At 73.8% G+C, this 21,542-nt stretch carries 22 protein-coding genes and 1 pseudogene; 15 read left to right on the top strand and 8 right to left on the bottom strand.

Features of this window, described 5'->3' with window-relative positions; genetic code table 11:
* Positions 1–294: 294 nt before the first annotated feature.
* Complete coding sequence (locus tag CCN72_RS16060; protein WP_086808110.1) at positions 295–939, top strand: peptide deformylase; 645 nt, start codon at positions 295–297, stop codon at positions 937–939.
* Between the two features lie 44 nt (positions 940–983).
* Here the strand turns inward: CCN72_RS16060 and CCN72_RS16055 are convergent, their stop codons facing one another.
* Positions 984–2,423 (bottom strand): dihydrolipoyl dehydrogenase family protein, encoded by a 1,440-nt coding sequence (locus tag CCN72_RS16055; RefSeq protein WP_086808109.1) that lies wholly within the window; start codon positions 2,421–2,423, stop codon positions 984–986.
* Between the two features lie 194 nt (positions 2,424–2,617).
* On the opposite strand from CCN72_RS16055, the gene trxA reads away from it, so the two are divergent.
* A complete protein-coding gene (trxA, locus tag CCN72_RS16050) occupies positions 2,618–2,992 on the top strand; it encodes a thioredoxin (RefSeq protein WP_085567909.1) in 375 nt (124 codons plus the stop codon).
* A gap of 27 nt (positions 2,993–3,019) precedes the next feature.
* On the opposite strand, the gene CCN72_RS16045 is transcribed toward trxA, so the two are convergent.
* The gene (locus CCN72_RS16045) at positions 3,020–4,015 is read right to left on the bottom strand and encodes a LacI family DNA-binding transcriptional regulator (RefSeq protein ID WP_086808108.1); all 996 of its coding nucleotides are present in this window, start codon (positions 4,013–4,015) and stop codon (positions 3,020–3,022) included.
* A gap of 113 nt (positions 4,016–4,128) precedes the next feature.
* On the bottom strand, positions 4,129–4,809 hold the full coding sequence (locus CCN72_RS16040; RefSeq protein ID WP_208638016.1) for a TetR/AcrR family transcriptional regulator: 681 nt from the start codon (positions 4,807–4,809) through the stop codon (positions 4,129–4,131).
* A gap of 100 nt (positions 4,810–4,909) precedes the next feature.
* Between CCN72_RS16040 and CCN72_RS16035 the strand changes: the two genes are divergently transcribed.
* The 6 genes from CCN72_RS16035 to CCN72_RS16010 all read left to right on the top strand — a co-directional run bounded on the left by CCN72_RS16035 (position 4,910) and on the right by CCN72_RS16010 (position 11,882).
* Positions 4,910–5,473, top strand: coding sequence for an NAD(P)H-dependent oxidoreductase (locus CCN72_RS16035; RefSeq protein ID WP_085567907.1), 564 nt, complete (start codon positions 4,910–4,912; stop codon positions 5,471–5,473).
* Positions 5,474–6,062: 589 nt separating this feature from the next.
* Positions 6,063–6,497 (top strand): hypothetical protein, encoded by a 435-nt coding sequence (locus tag CCN72_RS16030; protein WP_086808107.1) that lies wholly within the window; start codon positions 6,063–6,065, stop codon positions 6,495–6,497.
* 160 nt (positions 6,498–6,657) lie between these two features.
* Positions 6,658–8,472: a CoA transferase gene (locus CCN72_RS16025; protein ID WP_086808106.1), complete on the top strand. Its 1,815-nt coding sequence runs from the start codon at positions 6,658–6,660 to the stop codon at positions 8,470–8,472.
* On the top strand, positions 8,469–9,263 hold the full coding sequence (locus CCN72_RS16020; protein WP_086808105.1) for a class I SAM-dependent methyltransferase: 795 nt from the start codon (positions 8,469–8,471) through the stop codon (positions 9,261–9,263). Before CCN72_RS16025 ends, CCN72_RS16020 begins: the two co-directional genes overlap by 4 nt.
* A gap of 153 nt (positions 9,264–9,416) precedes the next feature.
* Positions 9,417–10,376 carry an alpha/beta hydrolase gene (locus CCN72_RS16015; RefSeq protein ID WP_086808104.1) on the top strand — a complete coding sequence of 320 codons (960 nt, stop codon included), beginning with the start codon at positions 9,417–9,419 and terminating at the stop codon, positions 10,374–10,376.
* 99 nt (positions 10,377–10,475) lie between these two features.
* The gene (locus CCN72_RS16010) at positions 10,476–11,882 is read left to right on the top strand and encodes an amidase (protein ID WP_086808103.1); all 1,407 of its coding nucleotides are present in this window, start codon (positions 10,476–10,478) and stop codon (positions 11,880–11,882) included.
* A gap of 4 nt (positions 11,883–11,886) precedes the next feature.
* Here CCN72_RS16010 and CCN72_RS16005 read toward each other — a convergent pair whose 3' ends face one another.
* Positions 11,887–12,315 (bottom strand): hypothetical protein, encoded by a 429-nt coding sequence (locus CCN72_RS16005; RefSeq protein WP_086808102.1) that lies wholly within the window; start codon positions 12,313–12,315, stop codon positions 11,887–11,889.
* A complete protein-coding gene (locus CCN72_RS16000; protein ID WP_086808101.1) occupies positions 12,312–13,043 on the bottom strand; it encodes a helix-turn-helix transcriptional regulator in 732 nt (243 codons plus the stop codon). Before CCN72_RS16000 ends, CCN72_RS16005 begins: the two co-directional genes overlap by 4 nt.
* 113 nt (positions 13,044–13,156) lie before the next feature.
* Between CCN72_RS16000 and CCN72_RS15995 the strand changes: the two genes are divergently transcribed.
* Positions 13,157–13,558, top strand: coding sequence for a hypothetical protein (locus CCN72_RS15995; protein WP_086808100.1), 402 nt, complete (start codon positions 13,157–13,159; stop codon positions 13,556–13,558).
* 87 nt (positions 13,559–13,645) lie between these two features.
* Positions 13,646–14,098, top strand: coding sequence for a type II toxin-antitoxin system PemK/MazF family toxin (locus CCN72_RS15990; RefSeq protein ID WP_086808099.1), 453 nt, complete (start codon positions 13,646–13,648; stop codon positions 14,096–14,098).
* An 87-nt stretch (positions 14,099–14,185) separates the two neighbouring features.
* Here the strand turns inward: CCN72_RS15990 and CCN72_RS15985 are convergent, their stop codons facing one another.
* Entirely contained in the window at positions 14,186–15,298 is a 1,113-nt protein-coding gene (locus tag CCN72_RS15985) for an ETX/MTX2 family pore-forming toxin (protein ID WP_086808098.1), read from the bottom strand.
* Between the two features lie 211 nt (positions 15,299–15,509).
* Positions 15,510–15,596: pseudogene (locus CCN72_RS38050) on the bottom strand (IS5/IS1182 family transposase); the annotation flags it as partial.
* 91 nt (positions 15,597–15,687) lie between these two features.
* Here CCN72_RS38050 and CCN72_RS15980 point away from each other — a divergent pair.
* Entirely contained in the window at positions 15,688–15,939 is a 252-nt protein-coding gene (locus CCN72_RS15980; RefSeq protein ID WP_086808097.1) for a transposase, read from the top strand.
* A gap of 71 nt (positions 15,940–16,010) precedes the next feature.
* Here the strand turns inward: CCN72_RS15980 and CCN72_RS15975 are convergent, their stop codons facing one another.
* Complete coding sequence (locus CCN72_RS15975; RefSeq protein ID WP_086808096.1) at positions 16,011–16,832, bottom strand: TIGR02452 family protein; 822 nt, start codon at positions 16,830–16,832, stop codon at positions 16,011–16,013.
* Positions 16,833–17,107: 275 nt separating this feature from the next.
* Here CCN72_RS15975 and egtA point away from each other — a divergent pair, with 275 nt between their 5' ends.
* From egtA to egtD, 4 genes are read left to right on the top strand one after another with little or no spacing between them, the layout of a single operon-like run.
* A complete protein-coding gene (gene egtA / locus CCN72_RS15970) occupies positions 17,108–18,442 on the top strand; it encodes an ergothioneine biosynthesis glutamate--cysteine ligase EgtA (protein ID WP_086808095.1) in 1,335 nt (444 codons plus the stop codon).
* Positions 18,439–19,776 carry an ergothioneine biosynthesis protein EgtB gene (egtB, locus tag CCN72_RS15965; RefSeq protein WP_086808094.1) on the top strand — a complete coding sequence of 446 codons (1,338 nt, stop codon included), beginning with the start codon at positions 18,439–18,441 and terminating at the stop codon, positions 19,774–19,776. Before egtA ends, egtB begins: the two co-directional genes overlap by 4 nt.
* Complete coding sequence (gene egtC / locus CCN72_RS15960; RefSeq protein ID WP_086808093.1) at positions 19,776–20,555, top strand: ergothioneine biosynthesis protein EgtC; 780 nt, start codon at positions 19,776–19,778, stop codon at positions 20,553–20,555. The genes egtB and egtC overlap by 1 nt, the downstream gene beginning before the upstream one ends.
* Positions 20,552–21,514 (top strand): L-histidine N(alpha)-methyltransferase, encoded by a 963-nt coding sequence (gene egtD, locus CCN72_RS15955; RefSeq protein ID WP_086808092.1) that lies wholly within the window; start codon positions 20,552–20,554, stop codon positions 21,512–21,514. The genes egtC and egtD overlap by 4 nt, the downstream gene beginning before the upstream one ends.
* Positions 21,515–21,542 lie beyond the last annotated feature (28 nt).

Below are 21,542 nucleotides of genomic sequence, written 5' to 3'. Positions count from 1 at the left end.
CTTCCGCAGGTCTGAGGCGACGTCCCGCAGGTCTGAGGCGACATTCCGCAGGACCGGGGCGACCTTCCGCAGGTCTGAGGCGACCTCCCGCAGGACCGGGGCGACGTCCCGCAGGTCTGAGGCGACATTCCGCAGGACCGGGGCGACCTCCCGCAGGGCCGAGGCAGCCTCCGGCAAGGCCGAGGCAGCGTCCGGTAACGCTGAGGCGGATTCCCGCGGGCACCGGGGCGGGGCCGCCGCGGCACCGGGCCGGGCGCCTCGTGCCCGGGTGGGCCACCGTGGCATCCTGGCGCGATGGCACCCGACCGTGATCACGCGCCGCTCGCCGAACGGGTCGAGGAACTCCTCGCCGCCGGCGGCCCCCTGCCCATCGTCGCCGCCGGCCGGCCGGTGCTGCGCCGCCCCACCGAGCCGTACGACGGCCAGCTCGGCCCCGCCCTGCTGGCCCGCTTCGTCGAGGCGCTGCGCCTGACCATGCACGCGGCGCCCGGCGTGGGCCTCGCCGCGCCCCAGGTCGGCGTGGAGCTGCGGATCGCGGTCCTGGAGGACCCGGCGCCGGTGCCGGAGGAGATCGCCGCGATCAGGGGCCGGCGCCCGCAGCCCTTCCGGGTGCTGGTCAACCCCGTGTACGAGCCCGTCGGCACGGCGCGCGCCGCGTTCTTCGAGGGCTGCCTCAGCGTGCCCGGCTGGCAGGCGGTGGTGGCCCGGCACGCCGAGGTGCGGCTGCGCGCGGAGGACGAGCAGGGGCGCCCGGTGGACGAGGTGTTCACCGGCTGGCCGGCCCGTATCGTGCAGCACGAGACGGACCACCTCGACGGCATGCTCTACCTCGACCGCGCCGAGCCGCGCTCCCTGTCCACCAACGAGGCCGTCGCCGCCCTGTGGTCCCAGCCGACCCCGGCCACGGCCGCGACGGCCCTCGGCTTCGAACTGCCGTAACCCACCCGCGCGTCAGCGCCCCGGCAACTCCCTTAAGGGTGCCCTCAGTTGTCCCGGTACGCCTCCAGCAGGCGCAGCCAGACCTCGCTCAGGGTCGGGTAGGAGGGGACCACATGCCACAGGCGGCTGATCGGGACGTGGCCCGCTACGGCGATCGTGGCGGAGTGGATGAGTTCGCCGACGCCGGGGCCGACGAAGGTGACGCCCCGCAGGATCTCGTCCTCCAGGTCCACGACCATGCGGGCGCGGCCCTTGTAGCCGTCGCCGTACAAGGCCGCCCCGGCGACGGAGGAGAACTCCACGTCGACCGCGCGGACCCGGTGTCCTGCCTCCTCCGCCTCGGCGAGGGAGAGCCCGACCGCGGCGGCCTCGGGGTCGGTGAACACGACCTGCGGTACGGCCTCGTGGTCGGCGGTGGCCGCGTGCGGGCCCCAGGGACCGTCCAGCAGCGGGGTCCCGGCCGCGCGGGCACCGATGACGGCACCGGCGATACGGGCCTGGTACTTGCCCTGATGGGTGAGGAGCGCGCGGTGGTTGACGTCACCGGCGGCGTACAGCCAGTCGGTGCCGATGACCCGCAGGGTGTCGTCGACCTCCAGCCAGGAGCCGGGCTCCAGACCGACCGTGTCGAGGCCGATGTCATCGGTCCCCGGAATGCGGCCGGTGGCGAAGAGGATCTCGTCGGCCTCGAACCTTTCACCCGTACGGGTGAGGGCGACGACGGTACCGTCCTCCCGGGTGACGGACGCGACGGACACCCCCGTGCGCACGTCCACCCCGGCCTCGGTGAGCGCCTCGGCGACCAGTTCCCCGGCAAACGGCTCCATCCGGCTGAGCAGGCCCTTGCCGCGCACCAGCAGGGTCACCCGGGAACCGAGCGCCCCCCAGGCGGCGGCCATCTCGGTGGCCACGACACCGCCGCCGACCACGAGCAGCCGCCCGGGGGCCGAGTCCGCGCTGGTGGCCTCCCGGCTGGTCCACGGCCGCACCTCGGCGAGTCCGGGCAGGTCGGGCAGCTGGGCACGGGTGCCGGTGCAGACCACGACGGCGTGCCGGGCGGTGAGGGTGGTGACGCTCCCGTCGGACACGGTGACGGTGACCGTGCGCGGTCCCGCGAGGCGGCCGTGGCCCCGGTAGAGGTCGGCGCCGATGCCCTCCACCCAGTCGACCTGCCCGTCGTCCTGCCAGTGGGAGGTGAAGTTGTCGCGGCGCTCCAGCACGGCCGGGGTGTCGAGGGGCGCCCGGGCCGCCGCGGCGAGGCCGGGCAGCCGGCGGGCGTCGGCCTGGGCGATGACCGGCCTGAGCAGCGCCTTGCTGGGCATGCACGCCCAGTAGGAGCACTCGCCGCCGACCAGTTCGCTCTCCACGATCGCGGTGGTGAGGCCGGCCGCGCGGGTGCGGTCGGCGACGTTCTCCCCCACGGGCCCGGCCCCGAGCACCACGACGTCGTACGCGATGGTTTCCGATTCCGTCGTTTCCGTCATGGGGTCAGTCTGGTGGGTGGTGTGCGTGGTGGCCACATGGGTACGAGCGCGCACACGGGCGCCCGGTGCGCGAGAGGCCATCCGGGTGCGCGTGCGCGGTGCCCGCACCCGCGTGGACACCGCCCGGAATAGGCGGCCCACCGGCCGTGTTTCCGCCGTCGGCACACCCCGGACCAGGAAGAGGGAACCAGGCCATGAGCAGCACCGTGGAACTGACCAAGGACAACTTCGACCGGACGGTCACGGACAACGACTTCGTGCTGATCGATTTCTGGGCGTCCTGGTGCGGTCCGTGCCGGCAGTTCGCGCCGGTGTACGAGAAGGCCGCCGAGGACAACCCGGACCTGGTCTTCGGCAAGGTGGACACCGAGGCGCAGCCGGAGCTGGCGCAGGCCTTCGGCATCCAGTCGATCCCGACGCTGATGATCGTGCGGGACCGGGTGGCCGTGTTCGCGCAGCCGGGCGCGCTGCCCGAGGCGGCCCTCACGGACGTCATCGGGCAGGCCCGCGAGCTGGACATGGACGAGGTCCGCAAGAGCATCGCCGCCCAGGAGGGCCAGGCGCAGTAGCCGTCCGGACGGGGTGGCGGTCCGGGTTCAGGTGGACTCGCGTCGTACGACCGAGGAGCCGAGGACTCGGTGCACCTCCGGTTCGCCGCCCGGGTCGCGCACCGCGCGGTCGACGAGGGCGGCGAGGGCACGGCCCGAGGGCAGTTCGATGCGGACGGTGCTCAGCCGGGGCCGCAGCAGCCGGCCGAGCATCAGGTCGTCGGCGCCGATCACGGCCACGTCCTCGGGGATGCGCCGCCCGGTGTCCTGGAGGGCACGCATCAGCAGCATGGCGTACTCGTCGTTGTAGGCGAACACCGCGTCCAACTCGGGCCAGTCGGCGACGAGTTCGGTGGCGGCCCGCTCCGTGTAGGCGAGCGGCACCCCGATGACGCGCGCGCCGGTGCCGCGCAGCGCCTGCCGGGCGCCGGCGAGCCGGGGCCTCGAATAGACCTCCAGGCCGGGCTCTTCGGGCACGACGACGCCGATCCGCCGTCTGCCGCGTTCGTACAGGTGGGCGGCCGCGCACCGGCCCACGGCGTCATGGTCCATCAGCAGGGCGTGCGCGCCTTCGACCCGTTCGGGACCGAGGGTGACGACCGCGCGGGCGCCGGAGCGTTTGAGGACGGCGACGCCCCGCGGGCCGATCCCGGTGCCGGGCACCAGGACGGCCACGGGCCGTAACTCGGCCCAGGCGCGGGCGGCGTCGTCGCCGTGGAGGCCGACGGAGCCGTACTGGACGACGGTGTAGTCGAGTCGGTTCAGAGCGCCCTGGACCTCGTTGAGGAACGCGCTGTAGAGGGGTCCGACGGGGATCGCCGGGGCGGGCATGAGGACCGTACGGCTGTGTCCCGCGCGCAGGCTGCGGGCGGCCGCGTGGGGGACGTACCCCAGTTCCCGCGCGGCCTCGTGGACGCGCTGCCGCGTGGCGTCGCTGATCCGCACGGCGTCGGTCTTGTTGAGGACGTAGGACACGGTCGCACGCGAGACGCCGGCCAGGCGGGCCACATCGGCACTCGTGGGAGTGTTCGGTATCTGCACCATGACAGCCGCATCTTGGCAGAGCCGTCCATGGGGGTGGCGGGCGGGGGAATGTGGTTCGCTTTTTGACCAACTCCCGTGTACGGCAGGGCCGTTCGGCCCCTTGCCGGGCGGGGTCAGACGGGTGGCCAGGTGCGCGTCACCCGCGCGACCAGGTCCACCCAGGCCGACTCGAGGCGGGCCATGGGCATGTGGCGCTGCCGGGTCAGATGGTGGATGAGCGCCGGGTCCAGGGAGGCCAGCAGGGTCTGGGCCAGCAGCTCGCAGTCCGCGTCCGGCACGATCTGGCGCAGCAGCATGGTGACGTGGGTGCGCAGCGCCTGCGTCGCGGGGTGGGAGAAGCGGCGGCACGCCTCGGGCTGGGCGGCGAGTTGCAGCTCCAGCTGCTCGGCGGAGCGGTAGAGCACCGCGATGCCGAACGCCCGCAGTCGCTCCAGGGGCGGCGCGCCGGGGCCGAGCGGCGGGGGTCCGCCGAGGAAGTCGGCCTGGAGCTGTCTGCCCGAGTGGTCGAGCAGGGCCATCAGCAGTCCGGTGCGGTCGCCGAAGCGCCGGAAGACCGTGCCCTTGCCGACCTTGGCCGCCGAGGCGACGGCCTCCATGGTGACGCCGGCCACGCCCTGCTCCGCGATCAGCCGGGCGGCGGCCTCCAGCAACCGGGCCCGGTTGCGGGCCGCGTCGGCGCGCAGACAGGGCTCCTCGGGAGCCGTGCCGAGCTCCAGCAGGGGTGGCGCGTCGGAGGGCTCCTGCGGCGTCGGGAAGGGCTGCGGCGCGCTGGACATGAAGACAGCGTAAAGCACCGGGAACAGAACTGGACCCCGGTCCGGTTAGAGTGGTAGAAATTTAAACGGACCTTGGTCCGGATCGTAACGGCGATGTTTCAGCCCCTGGAGATTTCCCATGTCTGTTCGTATCCTCGCGCTCGTCGGCAGCCTGCGTGCCGGTTCGCACAACCGTCAGCTGGCCGAGGCGGCCGCCAAGCTCGCCCCCGAGGGCGCCGAGGTCGTGCTCTTCGAGGGCCTGGCCGACGTGCCCTTCTACAACGAGGACATCGACGTCGAGGGCGGTGTCCCGGCCGCCGCCGCGGCGCTGCGTGAGGCCGCTCAGGGCGCCGACGCGTTCCTGCTGTTCTCGCCCGAGTACAACGGCACCATGCCGGCCGTCCTGAAGAACGCCATCGACTGGCTGTCCCGCCCCTTCGGCGCCGGCGCCTTCGGTGGCAAGCCCGTCGCCGTGATCGGCACCGCCTTCGGCCAGTACGGCGGCGTGTGGGCGCAGGACGACACCCGCAAGTCGGTCGGCATCGCCGGCGGCAAGGTGATCGAGGACATCAAGCTCTCGATCCCCGGCTCCATGACCCGCTTCGCCGAGACCCACCCGGTCGACGACGCCGAGGTCGCCGCCCAGCTGACCGAGGTCGTGGCGCGGCTGCACGGCACCGCGGCGGAGATCACGGCCGCCTGAGCCCCACCCGAACCGCCCGTAGGGGCCGGAGCCGAGCGGCCTCCGGCCTCTACGGGTCTTTTCCGCCCCCTAAGGGGGCCAGGCCCCGGGGGGCCTCGGCACGGATGGGAAGCACGCCCCGCCGCGCCGTTCTGACGGGCGTGCAACATCGGGCCTCTTTCAACACCGTTCACGGCTCCACCTCCTTTCCGGCGTGGCCCCTCGCTGGTGCACTGGTCGGACCCCGCGCTTCTTCCGCCCCCTCCCCGGCACGACCTGCCGCCTCGGGCGACGGCGCATCCCCGACGAGGACCCGTGGGGTCCTGCCCCCGGGAGGTCGAAACAGGTGAGTTCGGACAGCGAGTGTTGTCGGTGGCCACGCGGCGCGGTGGCCCCGGACGCCTCACTCGGACAGCGGCCGCGGGACGGGCGGCGCACGAGCCGCCGACGTGACGGGGCGGCCCTTGCCCCGTCGGTCCCCTCCCCCTCACCGGAGGCACGGGACCGCGTCCCCCGGAGCGCTCGGCAGACGGCGGACCGCTCCCGCTCCGCGCCCGCCCTTCCGGATCTCCCGCCGGCCGTCCGCGTGGCAGGACGAGCGTCCGTCCTCATGACGGAGCAGGAGGACAGCCGGGCGGACGGCTGGAGCAAGGAGCGCGTCGAGCGGACGTTGTTCGCCCGGTGGACGCGCGGCGGGGACGACCTCCCGCCTCCGGAGACCGCCGTACTCGCCCGCGCCCTGGTCCTGATGCGGCGGACCGGACTCGACCGCTACGGCCCACCGGTGCGCCGCGCCCTGGCACGGGCCGAGGGACCGGTGCGCTGCCCGGTGGCCTCCGCCCGGGCCGCGCGACTCGCACTGCCCCCGGGCACGACCGTGGCCCTCCTCGGCGAGCCGCACTCCGGCACGGTGACGCATGTGGTCGTCTGCCTGGCCCACGAGGACCCCTACCCGGCTCCCTGGTACGTCGTGGCCTGCGCTCCTCTGGGGGTCTGCCGGGCCCACGGCGCCGACGAGATCGAACCGGTCTGCCCCGAGCGGTAGTTCGGCGCCCGCGCCCACCGGTGAGAGGCGCGCGTGAGCCGGTGGGAGGCGCGCGCGTGAGCCGGTAAGGGGCGCGCGCGAGCCGACTCCCCGGCCCCGCCGACGCGCCCGCCCGATCCACGGAACCACCCGACCCCCTGCGCGGAAAGGCGACACGACCATGCGGGTGTCCGGTCTCGGCCCGAAAGCCGAACACCACCTCCTCGAACTCGGCTTCAACCCCCGCCCGACGCCGGCGGGCGGCTGGCGGCTCGCGACCGCCCCCGGCGGTCCGGGGCCGCTCACCGTCGAGCCCACCGAAGCCCCCCACGACGACGGGGCGATCAGCGACAGCGTGCTGGGGGCGACCCGCGAGGAGACCGCCCAGGCCGCGTGCGGGCTGATGCACCTGTACGGGCTGCGCGAGGGCGCGGGCCCCCGCAGGCTCGGTCTGGACCACACCGCCGTCGTACGCGCCGTGGTGACCGGTCAGGGGGCGCTCGCAGGGCTGCTCGCCCGCGCCCGGGGTCTGAACCCGGGGCGCGTCCGCGTGGACCCGACCGCGGCGCTGCTGCTCACGCTGGGGCACTACCTCGCGATCGCCGAGGCCGCCCCCGAGACCTACACACCCCGCGCGATCCGCACGGAGCCACCGGAGCGCGCCGACGGCACGGACCGCACAGCCTTCTCGCCGCACGCCGACGCGGGGCTGCCGCCACCCTTCCTCACCCGCGACGGGCGCTGGGTGGAGATCGAGACCTTCCGCGCCCAGCGCTGGGGAGCGCTGTGGCAGCGGCTGGGCGTGGACGGCGTCGCGATCGGCCGGGCGTGGCGCGAGCACGCGGCCCGCCAGTGGACGGCCCGGTGCACGCTGCCCCGAGCGCTGCACCGGGCGGTCGCGGCCCACTCGCTCGCCGAACTCCAGGAAGCCGCACGCGCGTGCGAGGTGGCCGTGGTCGAGTTGCAGCCACCGGCCCGGTACCGGCCCTGCGCGCGCCCCTGGACGAGCCGGACCGGCCCCGTACCCGCCGTACCCGTAGGGGAACCGGCCCGTACGTCCCTCCCCCACGATCTGCCGCTGGCCGGACTGACCGTGGTGGAATGCACCCGGTTCCTCCAAGGCCCCTACGCGGGCCGGGTGCTGGCCATGCTCGGAGCACACGTCGTGCTGGTCGAGCTGCCCGACGGCGACCCCGCCCGGGGCATCGAGCCGGTGGTCGACGGGTGCTTCGCGGGCTTCCGCGCGCTGCACCGGGGCAAGCACCCCGTCCGCCTGAACGTCATCACACCCGCAGGGCGCGACGCGCTGCGCGAACTGCTCGGCACGGCCGATGTGTTCCTGCACAACTGGCCCGCCGGCCGGGCCGAGCGCCTGGGCCTGGAACCGGAAGCCCTCTGGCGCACCCACCCGCGCCTGATCTGCGCCCATGCCTCAGGCTGGGCCCCCTTCCGGGGTCCGCTCCTGCCCCCGGTCGCCAGCGACTGGTCCGCGCAGGCCCACTCCGGACTCGCCCATGCCCAGCGCCCCGACGACGAGCCACCGGCCGCCGGCGTGGCGACCCTGCTGGACACGCTGGGCGGCCTGACGTGTGCCGAGGCCGTCCTGGCCGCCCTGCTGCGCCGTGAGACGACCGGTGTCTCCACCGCCGTGGAGACCTCGCTGCTCTCCGCCGCCCGGCTGCTGCTGAACGGGGCGAAGCGCCCACCGGCCGGGCCCCTCTTCCACCCGCTGCCCACCGGGGAGGGGCATCTCGCCCTGGGCGACACCCCTGGGGCCCGGTCCGCCCTCGGTCTGCCACCGGGCGCCGACCGGCGGGCGTTCGTCCACGCCCTCGCCGGGGAGTCAGCGGCGAACTGGGAGAAACACCTCAACGCCTCGGGCGCCCCGTGCGCCCGGGTCCGCTCGATCCACGACGTCCTCACCGACCCCGCCCTCGCGGGCCGTCTGGTGTACGAGAACGGCGTCCACGTCACCGCTCCGTGGGAGTTCTCATGACATCCCCTCCCCCCGCACCGGACACCACCGACTGGGCCGCCGAGCGGTACCAGACCCTCGCCGCCCGTCTGCAACCCATCAGCGAGGCGCTGTGCGCCACGGCCGACCTGCGTGCCGGCGAGCGGGTCCTCGACGTCGCCTGCGCCACCGGGAACGCGGCGCTGGCGGCGGCGCGACGCGGCTGCGCGGTCACCGCCGTCGACCTCGACCCGGGGATGCTGACCGTGGCGCGCCACCGCTCCGCCGTCGAGCACCTCCCCATCGAGGTGTATGCGGGCGACGCGCAGCGCCTCCCCTTCCCCGACCGGTCCTTCGACGCCGTCCTGTCCACCTACGGGGCCATGTTCGCGCCGGACACGGGCGCCACCGCGCGCGAGCTGGCCCGGGTGTGCCGTCCCGGCGGCCGTATCGCCCTCGCCAACTGGTCCCCCGGCGGTGTCATCGACGAGGTGTTCGCCGCCCTTCACCACCACCTCCCGGGGAGCCCCGACCTGACGCGGGCGGTCGATGCCTGGGGCACGACGGAGAAGCTGCGCGCGCTCTTCCCCGCCGCGCGCGTGACCACCGCCGCCCGCCACCTCGATCTGCGAAGCACCTCCTGCGAAGCCTGGAGCGAGACGTTCCTCCACAGCTTCGGCCCTGCGGCACCGGACCTCGCCGACGTCTCCGGCACGGCGACCGCGCTGCGCGCGGGACTTCTCCGCGCCTTCGGCGACCACACCTTCCCGGACGGCCCAGGGGTACGCATCCGGCACGCCTACCTGGAGGCCGTCATCACCCCCTTGCCGTAGGGGCCCACCCCGGGCGGCTCCCCACTCCTGGCCCTGGGTCTCACCTGTTCGCCACGTACGACTTCGTGTCGGGCTCGACTTCCGGGGGCGGTCAGGGGTATGCGGACGATGGCCGTACGGCCATGATCGTGTCAGCCGCCCGAGGAGGAAGCCGTGCCCCTGGTCCCGCCCCCGTTCGACCCGGAGCTGGCCGCGTGCCTGGAGTCGCTCGGGGACGCGGCCGCGCCCGGGTTCCGGCTGGCGGACCTCGACGCAGCCCGGCGCGGCACCTGCCTGGCAGCACCGGACCTCACTTCGGGCGGCGTCTTCGAGGTGAGCGAGTACGCGGTGCCGGGTCCGCCCGGCGCCCCCGGGATCCCGCTGCTGGTCTGCCGCCCGAGGGGTACGACGGCCCCGCTGCCGGTGCTCTACCACGTGCACGGCGGCGGCATGATGGCCGGCACCGACCGGGCCGGGGTGGAGGTCCCGCTGGACTGGGCACGGGAGCTGGGCGCGGTGGTGGTGTCGGTCGACTACCGGCTCGCCCCCGAACATCCGCACCCGGCCCCGGTCGAGGACGTCTACGCGGGCCTCGTCTGGACCGCGGAGCACACGGCGGAGATCGGCGGCGCCCCGCGGCGGATCGTCGTCGCGGGGGCCAGCGCGGGCGGCGGGCTCGCGGCGGCCGCCGCCCTGCTCGCCCGGGACCGGCAAGGGCCTTCCCTGCTGGGCCAGTTGCTGATGAGCCCGATGCTGGACGACCGCAACGACACCGTCTCCAGCCGGCAGATGACCGGCCGCGGACTGTGGGACCGCACCGCCAACGAGACCGCCTGGACCGCCCTGTTGGGCACGAGCAGAGGCGGCCCGGACGTCTCCCCGTACGCGGCCCCGGCCCGCGCCACCGATCTGTCCGGGCTGCCACCGGCCTACCTGGACGTCGGCTCGGCGGAGACCTTCCGGGACGAGACGGTCACCTACGCGTCCCGCCTCTGGGCGGCCGGCGGCCGGGCCGAACTGCACGTCTGGCCGGGCGCGTTCCACGGCTTCGACACCCTCGCCCCGAAGGCGGCCCTGTCCCGCACGGCGCGCGCCGCCCGGCTGCACTGGCTGCGGCGGCTGTTCGCGCAGTGAGCACGAGGCCGGCCCGGCGGGCAACCCCCTCCCCAGCCCGGCTTGTTGACGTTACCGTTCGGTAGACCCGTGTCCGGAGCCTCCCGGAGGTACTCGCCCATGACGCCCGACCGCTCCCCCGGTCTCGCCGAGTCCGCCCGTGCGCTCGCCGCCGGGGAGGTGACCTCCCGGACCCTGGTGGAGCGAACCCTGGCCCGGATCGAGGCCGGTCGGCCGGTGCTGAACGCCTTCCGCATCGTGTGCGCCGAGGCCGCGCTCGCCGAAGCGGACGCCGCCGACCGGGAGTTGGCGGCGGGCGGGCGGCGCCCGCTGCTCGGGGTGCCGGTCGCGGTGAAGGACGACACGGACGTGGCGGGCGAGCCCACGGCGTTCGGCTGCGCGGGCGACTTCCCGCCGGTTGCCGAGGACGGGGAGGCGGTACGGCGGCTGCGCGCGGCCGGCGCGGTGATCGTCGGCAAGACGAACACCTGTGAGCTGGGGCAGTGGCCCTTCACGGAGGGGCGGGCCTTCGGCGACACCCGCAACCCCTGGCACCCCGGGCACACCCCCGGCGGCTCCTCGGGCGGCTCGGCGGCGGCGGTGGCGGCGGGTCTCGTCCCGGCCGCGCTCGGCTCCGACGGCGCCGGTTCGGTGCGCATACCGGCCGCCTGGACCCGGCTGATCGGCATCAAGCCGCAGCGCGGTCGCATCTCCACCTGGCCGCGTCCCGACCCCTTCCAGGGGATCACGGTCAACGGCACGCTGGCCCGTACGGTCGCCGACGCGGCCCTGCTGCTGGACGCGGCGAGCGGCAGCCACGCCCGGGATGTGCACCGGCCGCCCGCGCTGACGGTCACGGACGCGGTCGGCCGCGATCCCGGCCGGCTGCGCGTCGCGCTGTCCCTGAAGCCGCCGTTCACCGCCGTACCGGCCCGGCTGCATCCGCAGATCCGCGCCCGGGTCACCGAACTCGCCGGGCAGCTGGCCGCGTTGGGGCACGAGGTGACGGAGGACGATCCGCCGTACGGACAGATCGGGCTGGCCTTCGTGCCCCGCGCCACCGCCGGGATCGCTGAACTGGTCGCCGAGGCCCCCGACCCCGCGCTGCTCGACCCCCGCACCCGGGGCGCGGCCCGGCTGGGCAGGCTGCTCGGCGGGGCCCCGCTGCGGGCAGCCCGGCGCGCGGAGGTGGCGCTGCAACGGCGGATCGGTGCCTTCTTCCGGTCGTACGACGTGATCCTCGCCCCGACCACGGCGGCGCCCCCGCCGCGGATCGGTGCGCTGTACGGGCTCGGCGGGGCGGCCACGGACCGGGCGATGATCGGCGCGTGTCCGTACGCGTGGCCGTGGAATGTGCTGGGCTGGCCCGGGGTCAATGTGCCCGCCGGGTTCGCCGGGGACGGGCTGCCGGTGGGGGCGCAGTTGCTCGGGCCCGCGGGGAGCGAACCGCTGCTGGTGTCGCTCGCGGCCCAGTTGGAGGCGGAGTTGCGCTGGCACGAGCGGTGGCCGCCGGAACCGGCCGGATGAGGGGTCAGACCGTGAGCAGGCCGATGCCCAGGGCGAGCAGGGCGGCGACCTTGAGGAGTTCCAGCGCCACGTACCACAGGTGGCTGCGGGAGCGGGGCAGGTTCTCGCCCGCGAGGACGCGGTCCGAGCGGCGGTTCAAGTAGGGGCGGACGGCCGCCAGTTGGGCCAGCAGGAGGACGGCGGCGGCCGCCGTCGGCCCGATGACCCAGGCGGGGGCGGCGCCCACCACGACGGCGACGATCACCACGACCGCGAACACTGCCTCGACCGTGTTCAGCGCCCGGAACACCAGTCGGCCGATGCCGAGCCCGACGGGGACGGTCACGCCCGGGGCGCGGAACTTCAGCGGAGCCTCCAGGAAGGAGATCGCCAGCACCATTCCGAGCCAGACGAAGGTGATGGCGGTGGCGACGGCCGCGGACGTGGCGTTCATCGGTGTGTGCCCTCTCTTGTGTCCCGCGGTGCGGAGCCCACCGCGCTCAAGTGGGCGTAGCAGGAGTCGGGTTCGGCGAACGGCTCCAGACGGGTCGCCGTCAGCGGCGCGTCGAGCCGGTCCAGGGCACCCTGGATCAGGCCGAGATGGAGGGGGCAGATCAACTCGCCGTGCTCCTCGGCCAGTTCGAGGAAGGGGCAGTGGCGCAGGCGGATCCGCTCCGGGGTGTTCTCGTCCGCCGCCCCCGGTGCGGGCTCCACCTCGACCCCCGGTGCGGCCCCCGCCGCGGGCTCCGGTTCAAAGCCCAGGTCGGCGAGGAGCGCGAGCAGCCGGGTGACCGACCGCTGGGCCGTCGGCCGTTCGAACGGCGGCGGCGGGTCGACGAGGAAGCGGCCCCATTCACGGCCCGTCTCCCTGGCCTGCTCGCGCGCCTCGGCCGGATCGGCGGACGTCCAGCGGCTGAGCAGCATCCGCGCCAGCAGCAGATACCCGCGGACACCGCCGCGGTCCATGCCGGGGCGGACGGTGTGGACGGTGCGCGGGCGGCCGGGGCCGGTGGACGCCTCGGCCCGGCGCTCGACCAGGCCCTCGGCCACCAGGGCGTCCAGATGGAAGCGGACGGTGTTGGGGTGCACGCCGAGCCGCTCGGCCGTCTCCGTCACCCCGAGCGGCGCGGGTGCGGCGCGCAGCACGTCCAGTACGGCCCGCCGACGCGGACTCTCCGCCATGTTCCACCCTCTCACCTGCGCGTATTTTTTACGAATTCCACGTGTGGAAATTGTACGCTGGGTTCCGGAGACCGAGGACGGTGAGGGGTGCACATGACGAGCGAGGGGTACAGATGACGTCAGAGGCTGAGCGGGCGGAACCGCTTCCGAAGCTCTTGTGCGACGCCCGGGCACTGGCCGAGGCGCCGCCGGTGCCGTCCGGTGTGCTGTGGAAACTCGCCGGGAGCGGGCGCCAGTTGGATGCCAACGTGGTGCGGATCGCGCCGGGCGGGCGGATCGCGGCGCACGCGGAGGGGCGACTGGATGTGCTGCTGCTGGTCGTCGCCGGGGACGGGGTGCACGGCGCGGGTCCCGCGGACGCGCCCCGGCCGGTCGCCGAGGGTGCCCTGGTGTGGCTGCCGCGCGGTTCCACCCGCAGCATCAGCGCCGGGGAGCGGGGCCTGGCCTATCTCACCGTGCACAACCGCCACCCCGGTATGGGCATCACCGCCCGGCCCGCCGACGGACCGTCCTGACCCATATCCGGACCGATCCGGACAGGGCCCAACCGGGATACGGCAGGCGCCCGTTGCCCCTGCGGCACGTGCCATTAGGGTGCCCCCGTGAGCACGTTTACCGACACCGATGAGAACGTCCCCGGCCGCCACGGCCCGCACGCCACCACCGAGGCCGACCCGCGCGCGGTCGGCCGGGTGCGCACCGAGTACTCCCCGGCCCACGACGGCGACCCGGACCCCGGCGAGATCGTGTGGACCTGGGTGCCGTTCGAGGAGAACGACGGCCGGGGAAAGGACCGCCCGGTGCTGGTCGTCGCCCGCGAGGCGGCGGGTACCTTCCTGGCGGTGCAGCTCTCCAGCAAGCGGCACGACGGCGACCGGGAGTGGGTGGCCATCGGCAGCGGCCCCTGGGACCGCTCGGGCCGGGACTCCTGGGTGGACGTGGACCGGGTGCTGCGCCTCTACGAGGACGGCATGCGCCGCGAGGCCTGCGCCCTGGACCGGATGCGGTTCAACCTGGTCCGGCAGCGGCTGCACGAGCGGTACGGCTGGACCTGACGGCCGACGCCGGTCGGCGGGGGCGCCGGGTCACCGGGGCAGGCGCCCACACGCTCCGACACCGGGACGGAACCGCCCCGGCCTCCCTCAGACCCCTGCCCAGCGGGCCTCGTAAACGGTGACAGGCTTCCCGAGCATGTCCTCCTGACGCGCGACGACCTCGCCGGGCTCCGCCACCGCGAAGGACCCGATCACCACGCTGTCACGGGCTACGGAGTCGGGTACATCGCGTTCGGTCTCGACACCGGCGCCGGCCTCCCCGGCGTAAGCGGTCCCGAGCTGACGGACTTCGACGGTGATGTCGACGAAGTCCTCGAAGGTCATCGTCCCCGTCACCATGCCCGTGGCCAGGGTGTAGGCACGGCGCGGGTCCTCACCCTGGTAATGCCTGTCGATGGCAGGATTCCCGAAGGTCTCCCTCATCTGCGCCTCGTTCATGCGCCGGAATTCCCACCCGGGCAAGTCGATCGCCCTGTACTGCCGTGCGGTCTCAAGGAGGTCCGGGAGGTCGGCCAGGACACCGACCTTCGAATTTCCTTTGCTGATCATCTCCGACTGCCACTCCCCGAGGACCGCCAGGCGCGCGGTCCAGGTGACCTTCTGGGTCTTCTTCGTCGCGAACACCTGGGCCGAGATCACCTGGTGAGGCGGCACCCTGACAGGAAGGGAGATCCTTCGGACGTTGGTCACCGATTTTGCGGTCGAGTTCACGTCTGTCCGAGCACTTTTCACGGAGACCCCCGCGGTGATCCCCGACTCACTCGGGAACTTCAGTGTGAACTCGACTTTCGCCTCACGTTCCACCGACTGCTCGACCGTGGCCGTGGTCGTCGTTGACACCTCTTCGGACGTCTCATAGGTGACGCGCTGCTCGACGTCAGAGCCATTGCGGTACGACAAGGCAGCAGCCTTCCACGGCTCGCCGGGGAGGAACGTGACGTCGGAGTAGGAGATGTCGCGGAGGTAGTACTCCGTGGTGAGCGTGCCTTCCCGCTCGTACACCTTTTTGTCCACCGCGTCGCTGATGAATCCAGCACAGTACTTGCGCCACGCCCGGACGATGTCCTCCACGGACGGGAAGGATGTCGTGCCGGGGCCGGCCTCGGCAACGGTGGTGGTCCTGGACATATGCCCGCCTCTCACAGTCTGGACCGCGGCCCGCACCGCCAGCGGGTCACGGCGCGCGATGGTGTCGCGCACCACCCTCCGTCATGTCGCCCACCCGCAGGGGGAACCACCTCCGCGGCATGTCACAGCACCGGCAGTGCCCCGCCCCGCCCCCGCCCGGCCTGGGCAAAGCCGGAGGGAGGTCGTTCTGTCCGTCTGTGATCAGACCTCGGGGCAGCTGCCATAGTCGATGAACGCGGCCCAGGCCGCCGGCACCCTCACCTCGGGGATGCTGAACGAGCTGATGTGTCCGCTCGACCACCCCGCGCTGTCGGCCCAAGCGGCTGGAGGTCTCGACGCCGCGGCAGGCGATGCGCGGCACTATCTGCCGGCGATGCCCATCGAGAGCGGCAGCCCGTTGCGGTCACACATAACGTGGATCTTCGACCCGAGCTTGCCTCGATCGGGTAGCCGGCGGGCGCGTGGTGACACCACCGCACCGCAAGTTCAAGAACAACGCCCCGGACTGGTACGAGGAGATGCACGAGCGGCAACGCGAGGCCCATTCCTCACGACGCATCCGCGTCGAGCACGGCATCGCGCATCTGAAGAACTGGCGGGCACCGGCCCGCCACCTCGGCCGCCGCGAGCACATCAGCGGCACCGTGCAAGCCGTCGCCGCCCTGCTGTCCCACCAGCAGACAGCTCACCTGCCCCCGGGACGAACCATGTGAAACACCGAGCCCCACCGAGTCCCACGGCGTCTCACCGCCTACCGTGCACGAGCTCGTAAGCCCCCGACCGGCTAGACCCCGGCCGACGCGAACACCCGTACGAACGCCTGCCGTACCGTCGCCCGGGGCGTCCGGTCCAGGACGCCGAACACCACCCGCTCGAACGTCCGCTCGAACCGGCCCCCGGCACCGAGCAGCTCCCGGAAGGCGCCCGCGACCTGCTCCGGGTCGTTCTGGAAGACGCCGCAGCCCCAGGCGCCCAGTACCAGCCGCCGGTATCCATGGGCCGCGGCGGTCTCCAGGACCCGCTCGGCGCGGGTCGCGAGGGCGGCCGGGATCGCGGCGGCGCGTTCGGGAGCCGTACGCCGCAGGACGCCCGCGTTCGGGGCGGCGGCGGTCAGGAAGCCCGCATGGTAGGGCTCGGCGAGGAGCCGGCCGCGGTCGTCGCGGAAGACGGGGACGCCGGGGGTGTGGATCACCCGGTCGGAGTAGAGCGGGTCCCGGTCGGCGCGGTGATGGTCGTAGAACTCCCGGGCCTCCAGCAGACACGTGTACAGCGCGGAGGCGCGGCACAGGGCCTCTTCCTGGGCCTGGGCGCCGTTCAGATAGCCGCCGCCGGGATTTCTCGCCGAGGCGAAGTTCAGGACGGCGACCGGGGCGTCGGCCAGCCGCCGGGCCGCCTCGGTGCTGCTCTCGCCGGTCACCTCGACGACCGTGTCCAGGCCGGGTGCCGACGGCACCGGGACCGGCCCGGGGCCGTACATCCGGGTGCCGGTCCGGGCGGCCGCCGTCGCGTCCGCGAGGGACACCTCCCGGCCGTCCGGGAGCCGGTAGCGGCCCGCGGCCACGATCTGTTCCGTCTCCGCGGCGATCCCGCGCAGGCGTGCGCTCATGGCGCCACCCCCGTGGACGCCATGACCGCGGCCCGCGCGGTCTCCCCCGTTGTGCTCATACGGTCATCCTGGGTGATGCTGGTGGAGCGGTGCAACGGAGTTTCCCGGCCCCACAATCCGCCGCGAACGCGCGCGGTCACGAAGATGACCGTTCCGGAACGCCCGGAAGGGCGCTCTTGTGCGATCCGGTACGAGGGTCTTGGCTGGGACGAGTGCCGGTCCGGCCGACCGAACGCCGGACCGCAGACATGGTGGAATCTCAGGAGGATCCCGACATGTCCGATGTGGTGGACGAGGGTGGCGACTGTACGGGGCACCGTGCGACCGTCACCGAGGCCGAGGTGGACGCCCTGGTCCAGGGCATCTGCTTCAAGACCGGGCCGCCCCGCACCCTCGGTGTGGAGCTGGAGTGGCTCATCCATGACCGGGACCTGCCGCAGCGTCCCGTGACACCCGAACGACTGCGCGCGGCCTACGCGGCCGTGCGTGCCGTACCCCTCGGTTCGGCGCTCACCGTCGAACCCGGCGGCCAGCTGGAGCTCAGCTCGCCGCCCGCCGCCTCCCTGATGGAGTGCGTCGGCACCGTCTCCGCCGACCTCGCGGCCGTCCGCGCCGTCCTCGGCGAGCAGGGGCTCGTCCTCGTCGGTCTCGGGCACGATCCCTTCCGCGTCCCGGACCGGTTCCTGCGCGAGCCGCGCTACGACGCGATGGAGACCTGCCTGGACCGCACCGGACCGGCCGGCCGGCACATGATGCGCGCCTCCGCCTCCGTGCAGGTCTGCGTGGACGCGGGCCACGAGGAGCCGGGCCCGCTGGGGCACGGGCGGCGCTGGTGGCTGGCGCATCAGCTGGGCGCGGTCCTGGTGGCCGCGTTCGCCAACTCCCCACTGATCGACCGGCTGCCCACCGGCTGGCTGTCCGCCCGGCAGCTGATGTGGGCGGAGATCGGCGCGGCCCGGGCGGGCGCGCCCCCGCCGCACGAGGAGCCGCGGTCCGCGTGGGCCCGGCATGTGCTGGACTCCCCGGTGATGTGTGTGCGCCAAGACGGCGGGCCCTGGGAGGTCCCCGAGGGGCTGACCTTCCGGGAGTGGACCCGGGGGCAGGGGTTCCGGCCGCCCACCCGGGCGGACCTCGACTACCACCTGACCACCTTGTTCCCGCCGGTCAGACCGCGTGGCCATCTGGAGCTGCGGATGATCGACGCGCAGCCGGGGGAGGACGGCTGGATCGTGCCGCTCGCGGTGACGGCGGCGCTCTTCGACGATCCGCAGGCCGCCGAGACCACCTACCGCTGTGTGAAGCCCCTGGCCGAGCGGGCCCTGAACCTGCCGGCCCCGCACAATCCGCTGTGGAGCGACGCGGCCCGGCTCGGGCTCGCCGACCCGGAGCTGCGGGAGGTGGCCGCCGCCTGTTTCGCGGCGGCGCTCGACGCGCTGCCCCGGCTCGGTGCCGGCACCGAGGTGACGGACGCCGTCGCGGGGTACCTGGAGCGCTATGTCGCCCGGGGCCGCTGCCCGGCCGACGATCTGCTGGACGCGCTGCCCGGCACCCCTGCCGCCCCGGCCGGGAGCGGCCCCGACGCCCAGGGCAGGAAGGACATTCCCTCATGACCGCCGCCAAGGCCGAGGCCACGACCGCCGAGCCGGACATCGAGGCGCTGCGCGAGCGTGCACTGGCCTCGCTCATCACCGCCCGGGACCGCACCACCTTGCTGACCACATGCGTGGACGAGCCCGATCTCACCGCGCAGCACTCGCCGTTGATGTCCCCGCTGGTGTGGGACCTCGCGCACATCGGCAACCAGGAGGAACTGTGGCTGCTGCGGGCGGTCGGCGGACGGGAGGCGATGCGCCCCGAGATCGACGGCCTGTACGACGCCTTCGAGCATCCACGCGCGGAACGGCCCTCGCTGCCGCTGCTGCCGCCCGCGGAGGCCCGGCACTACGCGGCCGAGGTGCGCGGACGGGTCATGGACCTGCTGGAGTCCGCCGATCTGCGGGGCACCCGGCTGACCGAGGCCGGGTTCGCCTTCGGGATGATCGCGCAGCACGAACAGCAGCACGACGAGACGATGCTGATCACCCATCAGCTGCGCAAGGGTCCCGCGGTGCTGACCGCGCCGGACCCGGAGCCGGGCCCGCCGTTCACCGGTCCAGCCGAAGTCCTCGTCCCCGGCGGCCCGTTCACCATGGGCACCTCCGGTGAGCCCTGGGCGCTGGACAACGAACGCCCGGCGCATCCGCGGGAGGTGGCGCCGTTCTGGATCGACACCACCCCGGTGACGAACGCGGCGTACCAGGCGTTCATCGAGGACGGCGGCTACGGCACCGAGCGCTGGTGGACGCCGGAGGGCTGGGCGCACATCCGGCGGGGCGCCATCGACGCGCCGCTGTTCTGGCGCCGGGAGGGAGAGCGCTGGCTGCGCCGCCGCTTCGGCACCACCGAGGTGGTGCCGCCCGATGAGCCGGTGCTGCATGTGTGCTGGTACGAGGCCGACGCCTACGCCCGCTGGGCCGGGCGCCGGCTGCCCACCGAGGCGGAGTGGGAGAAGGCCGCCCGGCACGACCCGGCCACCGGCCGCTCCCGGCGCTACCCCTGGGGCGACGCCGACCCGGGCCCGGAGCACGCCAACCTCGGCCAGCGGCACCTGGGACCCGCCCCGGCCGGCAGCTATCCGGCGGGGGAATCCCCGCTCGGAGTACGGCAGTTGATCGGCGACGTGTGGGAGTGGACGGCGAGCGACTTCCTGCCGTACCCGGGGTTCCAGGCGTTCCCGTACAAGGAGTACTCGGAGGTGTTCTTCGGCACCGAGCACAAGGTGCTGCGCGGCGGTTCGTTCGCCGTGGACCCGGTGGCCTGCCGGGGCACCTTCCGCAACTGGGACTATCCGATCCGGCGGCAGATCTTCTCCGGCTTCCGCACCGCCCGTTCGGAGACTGCCTGATGTGCCGTCACCTCGCCTATGTGGGACCTGAGTTGCCGCTGGGACGGCTGCTGACCGAGCCCCCGTACAGCCTGTTCCGGCAGTCGTGGGCGCCGCGGCGGCAGCGGTACGGGACGGTCAACGCCGATGGATTCGGCGTGGGCTGGTACGCCGAGGGTGATCCCGAGCCGGCCCGTTACCGGCGGGCCGGGCCGATCTGGGCGGACCTGTCCTTCACCGATCTGGCCCGGGTGGTGCGCTCCGGCGCAGTGCTCGCCGCCGTACGGGACGCCACTCTCGCGGGGGCGGACGCGGAGGCCGCGGCGGCACCGTTCGCCGCGGGGCGCTGGCTGTTCAGCCACAACGGGGCGGTCGCGGGCTGGCCCGACGCGGCGGCACCGCTGGTGCCCACGCTGCCCCCGGTCGATCTGCTGTCGCTGCCCGCGCGCACCGACTCGGCGTTCGTCTGGGCCCTGGTGCTGCACCGGCTGCGCACCGGGGCGGCCCCGGAGCGGGCCCTGGCCCAGACGGTGCGCGAGGTCGCGCGGGCCGCCCCCGCCTCCCGGCTGAACCTGCTGCTGACGGACGGCACCACCATCGCCGCCACCGCCTGGGGCGACAGCCTCTGGTACCGCACGGAGCCCGGTCACGGCACGGTCGTCGCCTCCGAGCCCTACGACGACGACCCGCTGTGGCGGGAGGTCCCCGACCGCACCGTGCTCACCGCGGACAGCACCGGTGTGCTGCTCGCCCCGGCGGCGCGACCGGCCGCCGTACCACCTAAGGAGCCCTGCACGTGAGCCCTCTGCACGTCACCCGCACCCTCCCCGAGGACGCGACGGAGGCCGCGCTGCGCGCCGATGTCGAACACGGCCTGACCGACGATCCCAAGTGGCTGCCGCCGAAGTGGTTCTACGACGCCCGGGGCAGCGAACTCTTCGACCGGATCACCGAGTTGCCCGAGTACTACCCCACCCGTGCCGAGCGGGAGATCCTGGCCGCCCGGTCCGGTGAGATCGCCGCCGCGAGCGGGGCCAGGACGCTGGTCGAACTGGGCTCGGGCTCCTCGGAGAAGACCCGCTATCTGCTGGACGCCCTCACTTCACTGGCCGCGTACGTGCCGGTCGACGTCAGCGAGAGCGCCCTCACGCAAGCCGGGCGGGCGCTCATCGCGGAGCGATCTGACCTGGACGTGCACGCGCTGATCGCCGACTTCACCGCGCCGCTCGACCTGCCCCCGACGCCGGGCCCCCGGCTGGTGGCGTTCCTCGGCGGCACCATCGGTAATCTGCTGCCCGCCGAGCGCGCCGCGTTCCTCGCCTCGGTGCGCGCCCTGCTCGAACCCGGCGACGGCCTGCTGCTCGGCACCGACCTGGTCAAGGACGAGCAGGTGCTGGTGCGGGCGTACGACGACGCGGCCGGGGTGACGGCCGCGTTCGACAAGAACGTGCTGAACGTCGTCAACCGCGAACTGGGCGCCGACTTCGACCCGGACGCCTTCGAGCATGTGGCGCTGTGGGACGCCCGCCGGGAGTGGATCGAGATGCGTCTGCGCTCGCGCACCGCGCAGACCGTGAAGGTGCCCGCGCTGGACCTCGCGGTCGAGTTCGCGCCGGGCGAGGAACTGCGCACCGAGGTGTCGGCGAAGTTCCGCGAGGAGGGGGTGAGTCGGGAACTGGCCGCCGCCGGGCTGGGGTTGACCCATTGGTGGACCGATGCGCAGGACCGGTTCGCGCTGTCGCTGAGCGTGGCGCGGTGAGGCGACGGCCCGGCGAGCGAGGCAGGGC

It is taken from the genome of Streptomyces murinus (assembly GCF_002154555.1).
Taxonomy (GTDB): Bacteria; Actinomycetota; Actinomycetes; order Streptomycetales; family Streptomycetaceae; genus Streptomyces; species Streptomyces murinus.
This window is presented reverse-complemented; position numbering and strand designations above follow the sequence as displayed.

What these genes read in the sequence shown, in the direction of transcription:
- CCN72_RS16005 (WP_086808102.1), bottom strand. Translation starts at nt 12,315, where the DNA reads ATGAACGCCACGTCCGCGGCCGTCGCCACCGCCATCACCTTCGTCTGG.
- CCN72_RS15975 (WP_086808096.1), bottom strand. Translation starts at nt 16,832, where the DNA reads ATGAGCGCACGCCTGCGCGGGATCGCCGCGGAGACGGAACAGATCGTG.
- egtA (WP_086808095.1), top strand. Translation starts at nt 17,108, where the DNA reads ATGTCCGATGTGGTGGACGAGGGTGGCGACTGTACGGGGCACCGTGCG.
- egtC (WP_086808093.1), top strand. Translation starts at nt 19,776, where the DNA reads ATGTGCCGTCACCTCGCCTATGTGGGACCTGAGTTGCCGCTGGGACGG.
- CCN72_RS16060 (WP_086808110.1), top strand. Translation starts at nt 295, where the DNA reads ATGGCACCCGACCGTGATCACGCGCCGCTCGCCGAACGGGTCGAGGAA.
- trxA (WP_085567909.1), top strand. Translation starts at nt 2,618, where the DNA reads ATGAGCAGCACCGTGGAACTGACCAAGGACAACTTCGACCGGACGGTC.
- CCN72_RS15995 (WP_086808100.1), top strand. Translation starts at nt 13,157, where the DNA reads ATGACGTCAGAGGCTGAGCGGGCGGAACCGCTTCCGAAGCTCTTGTGC.
- CCN72_RS16020 (WP_086808105.1), top strand. Translation starts at nt 8,469, where the DNA reads ATGACATCCCCTCCCCCCGCACCGGACACCACCGACTGGGCCGCCGAG.
- CCN72_RS16000 (WP_086808101.1), bottom strand. Translation starts at nt 13,043, where the DNA reads ATGGCGGAGAGTCCGCGTCGGCGGGCCGTACTGGACGTGCTGCGCGCC.
- CCN72_RS16025 (WP_086808106.1), top strand. Translation starts at nt 6,658, where the DNA reads ATGCGGGTGTCCGGTCTCGGCCCGAAAGCCGAACACCACCTCCTCGAA.
- CCN72_RS16030 (WP_086808107.1), top strand. Translation starts at nt 6,063, where the DNA reads ATGACGGAGCAGGAGGACAGCCGGGCGGACGGCTGGAGCAAGGAGCGC.
- CCN72_RS16010 (WP_086808103.1), top strand. Translation starts at nt 10,476, where the DNA reads ATGACGCCCGACCGCTCCCCCGGTCTCGCCGAGTCCGCCCGTGCGCTC.
- CCN72_RS16055 (WP_086808109.1), bottom strand. Translation starts at nt 2,423, where the DNA reads ATGACGGAAACGACGGAATCGGAAACCATCGCGTACGACGTCGTGGTG.
- CCN72_RS16045 (WP_086808108.1), bottom strand. Translation starts at nt 4,015, where the DNA reads ATGGTGCAGATACCGAACACTCCCACGAGTGCCGATGTGGCCCGCCTG.
- egtB (WP_086808094.1), top strand. Translation starts at nt 18,439, where the DNA reads ATGACCGCCGCCAAGGCCGAGGCCACGACCGCCGAGCCGGACATCGAG.
- CCN72_RS16035 (WP_085567907.1), top strand. Translation starts at nt 4,910, where the DNA reads ATGTCTGTTCGTATCCTCGCGCTCGTCGGCAGCCTGCGTGCCGGTTCG.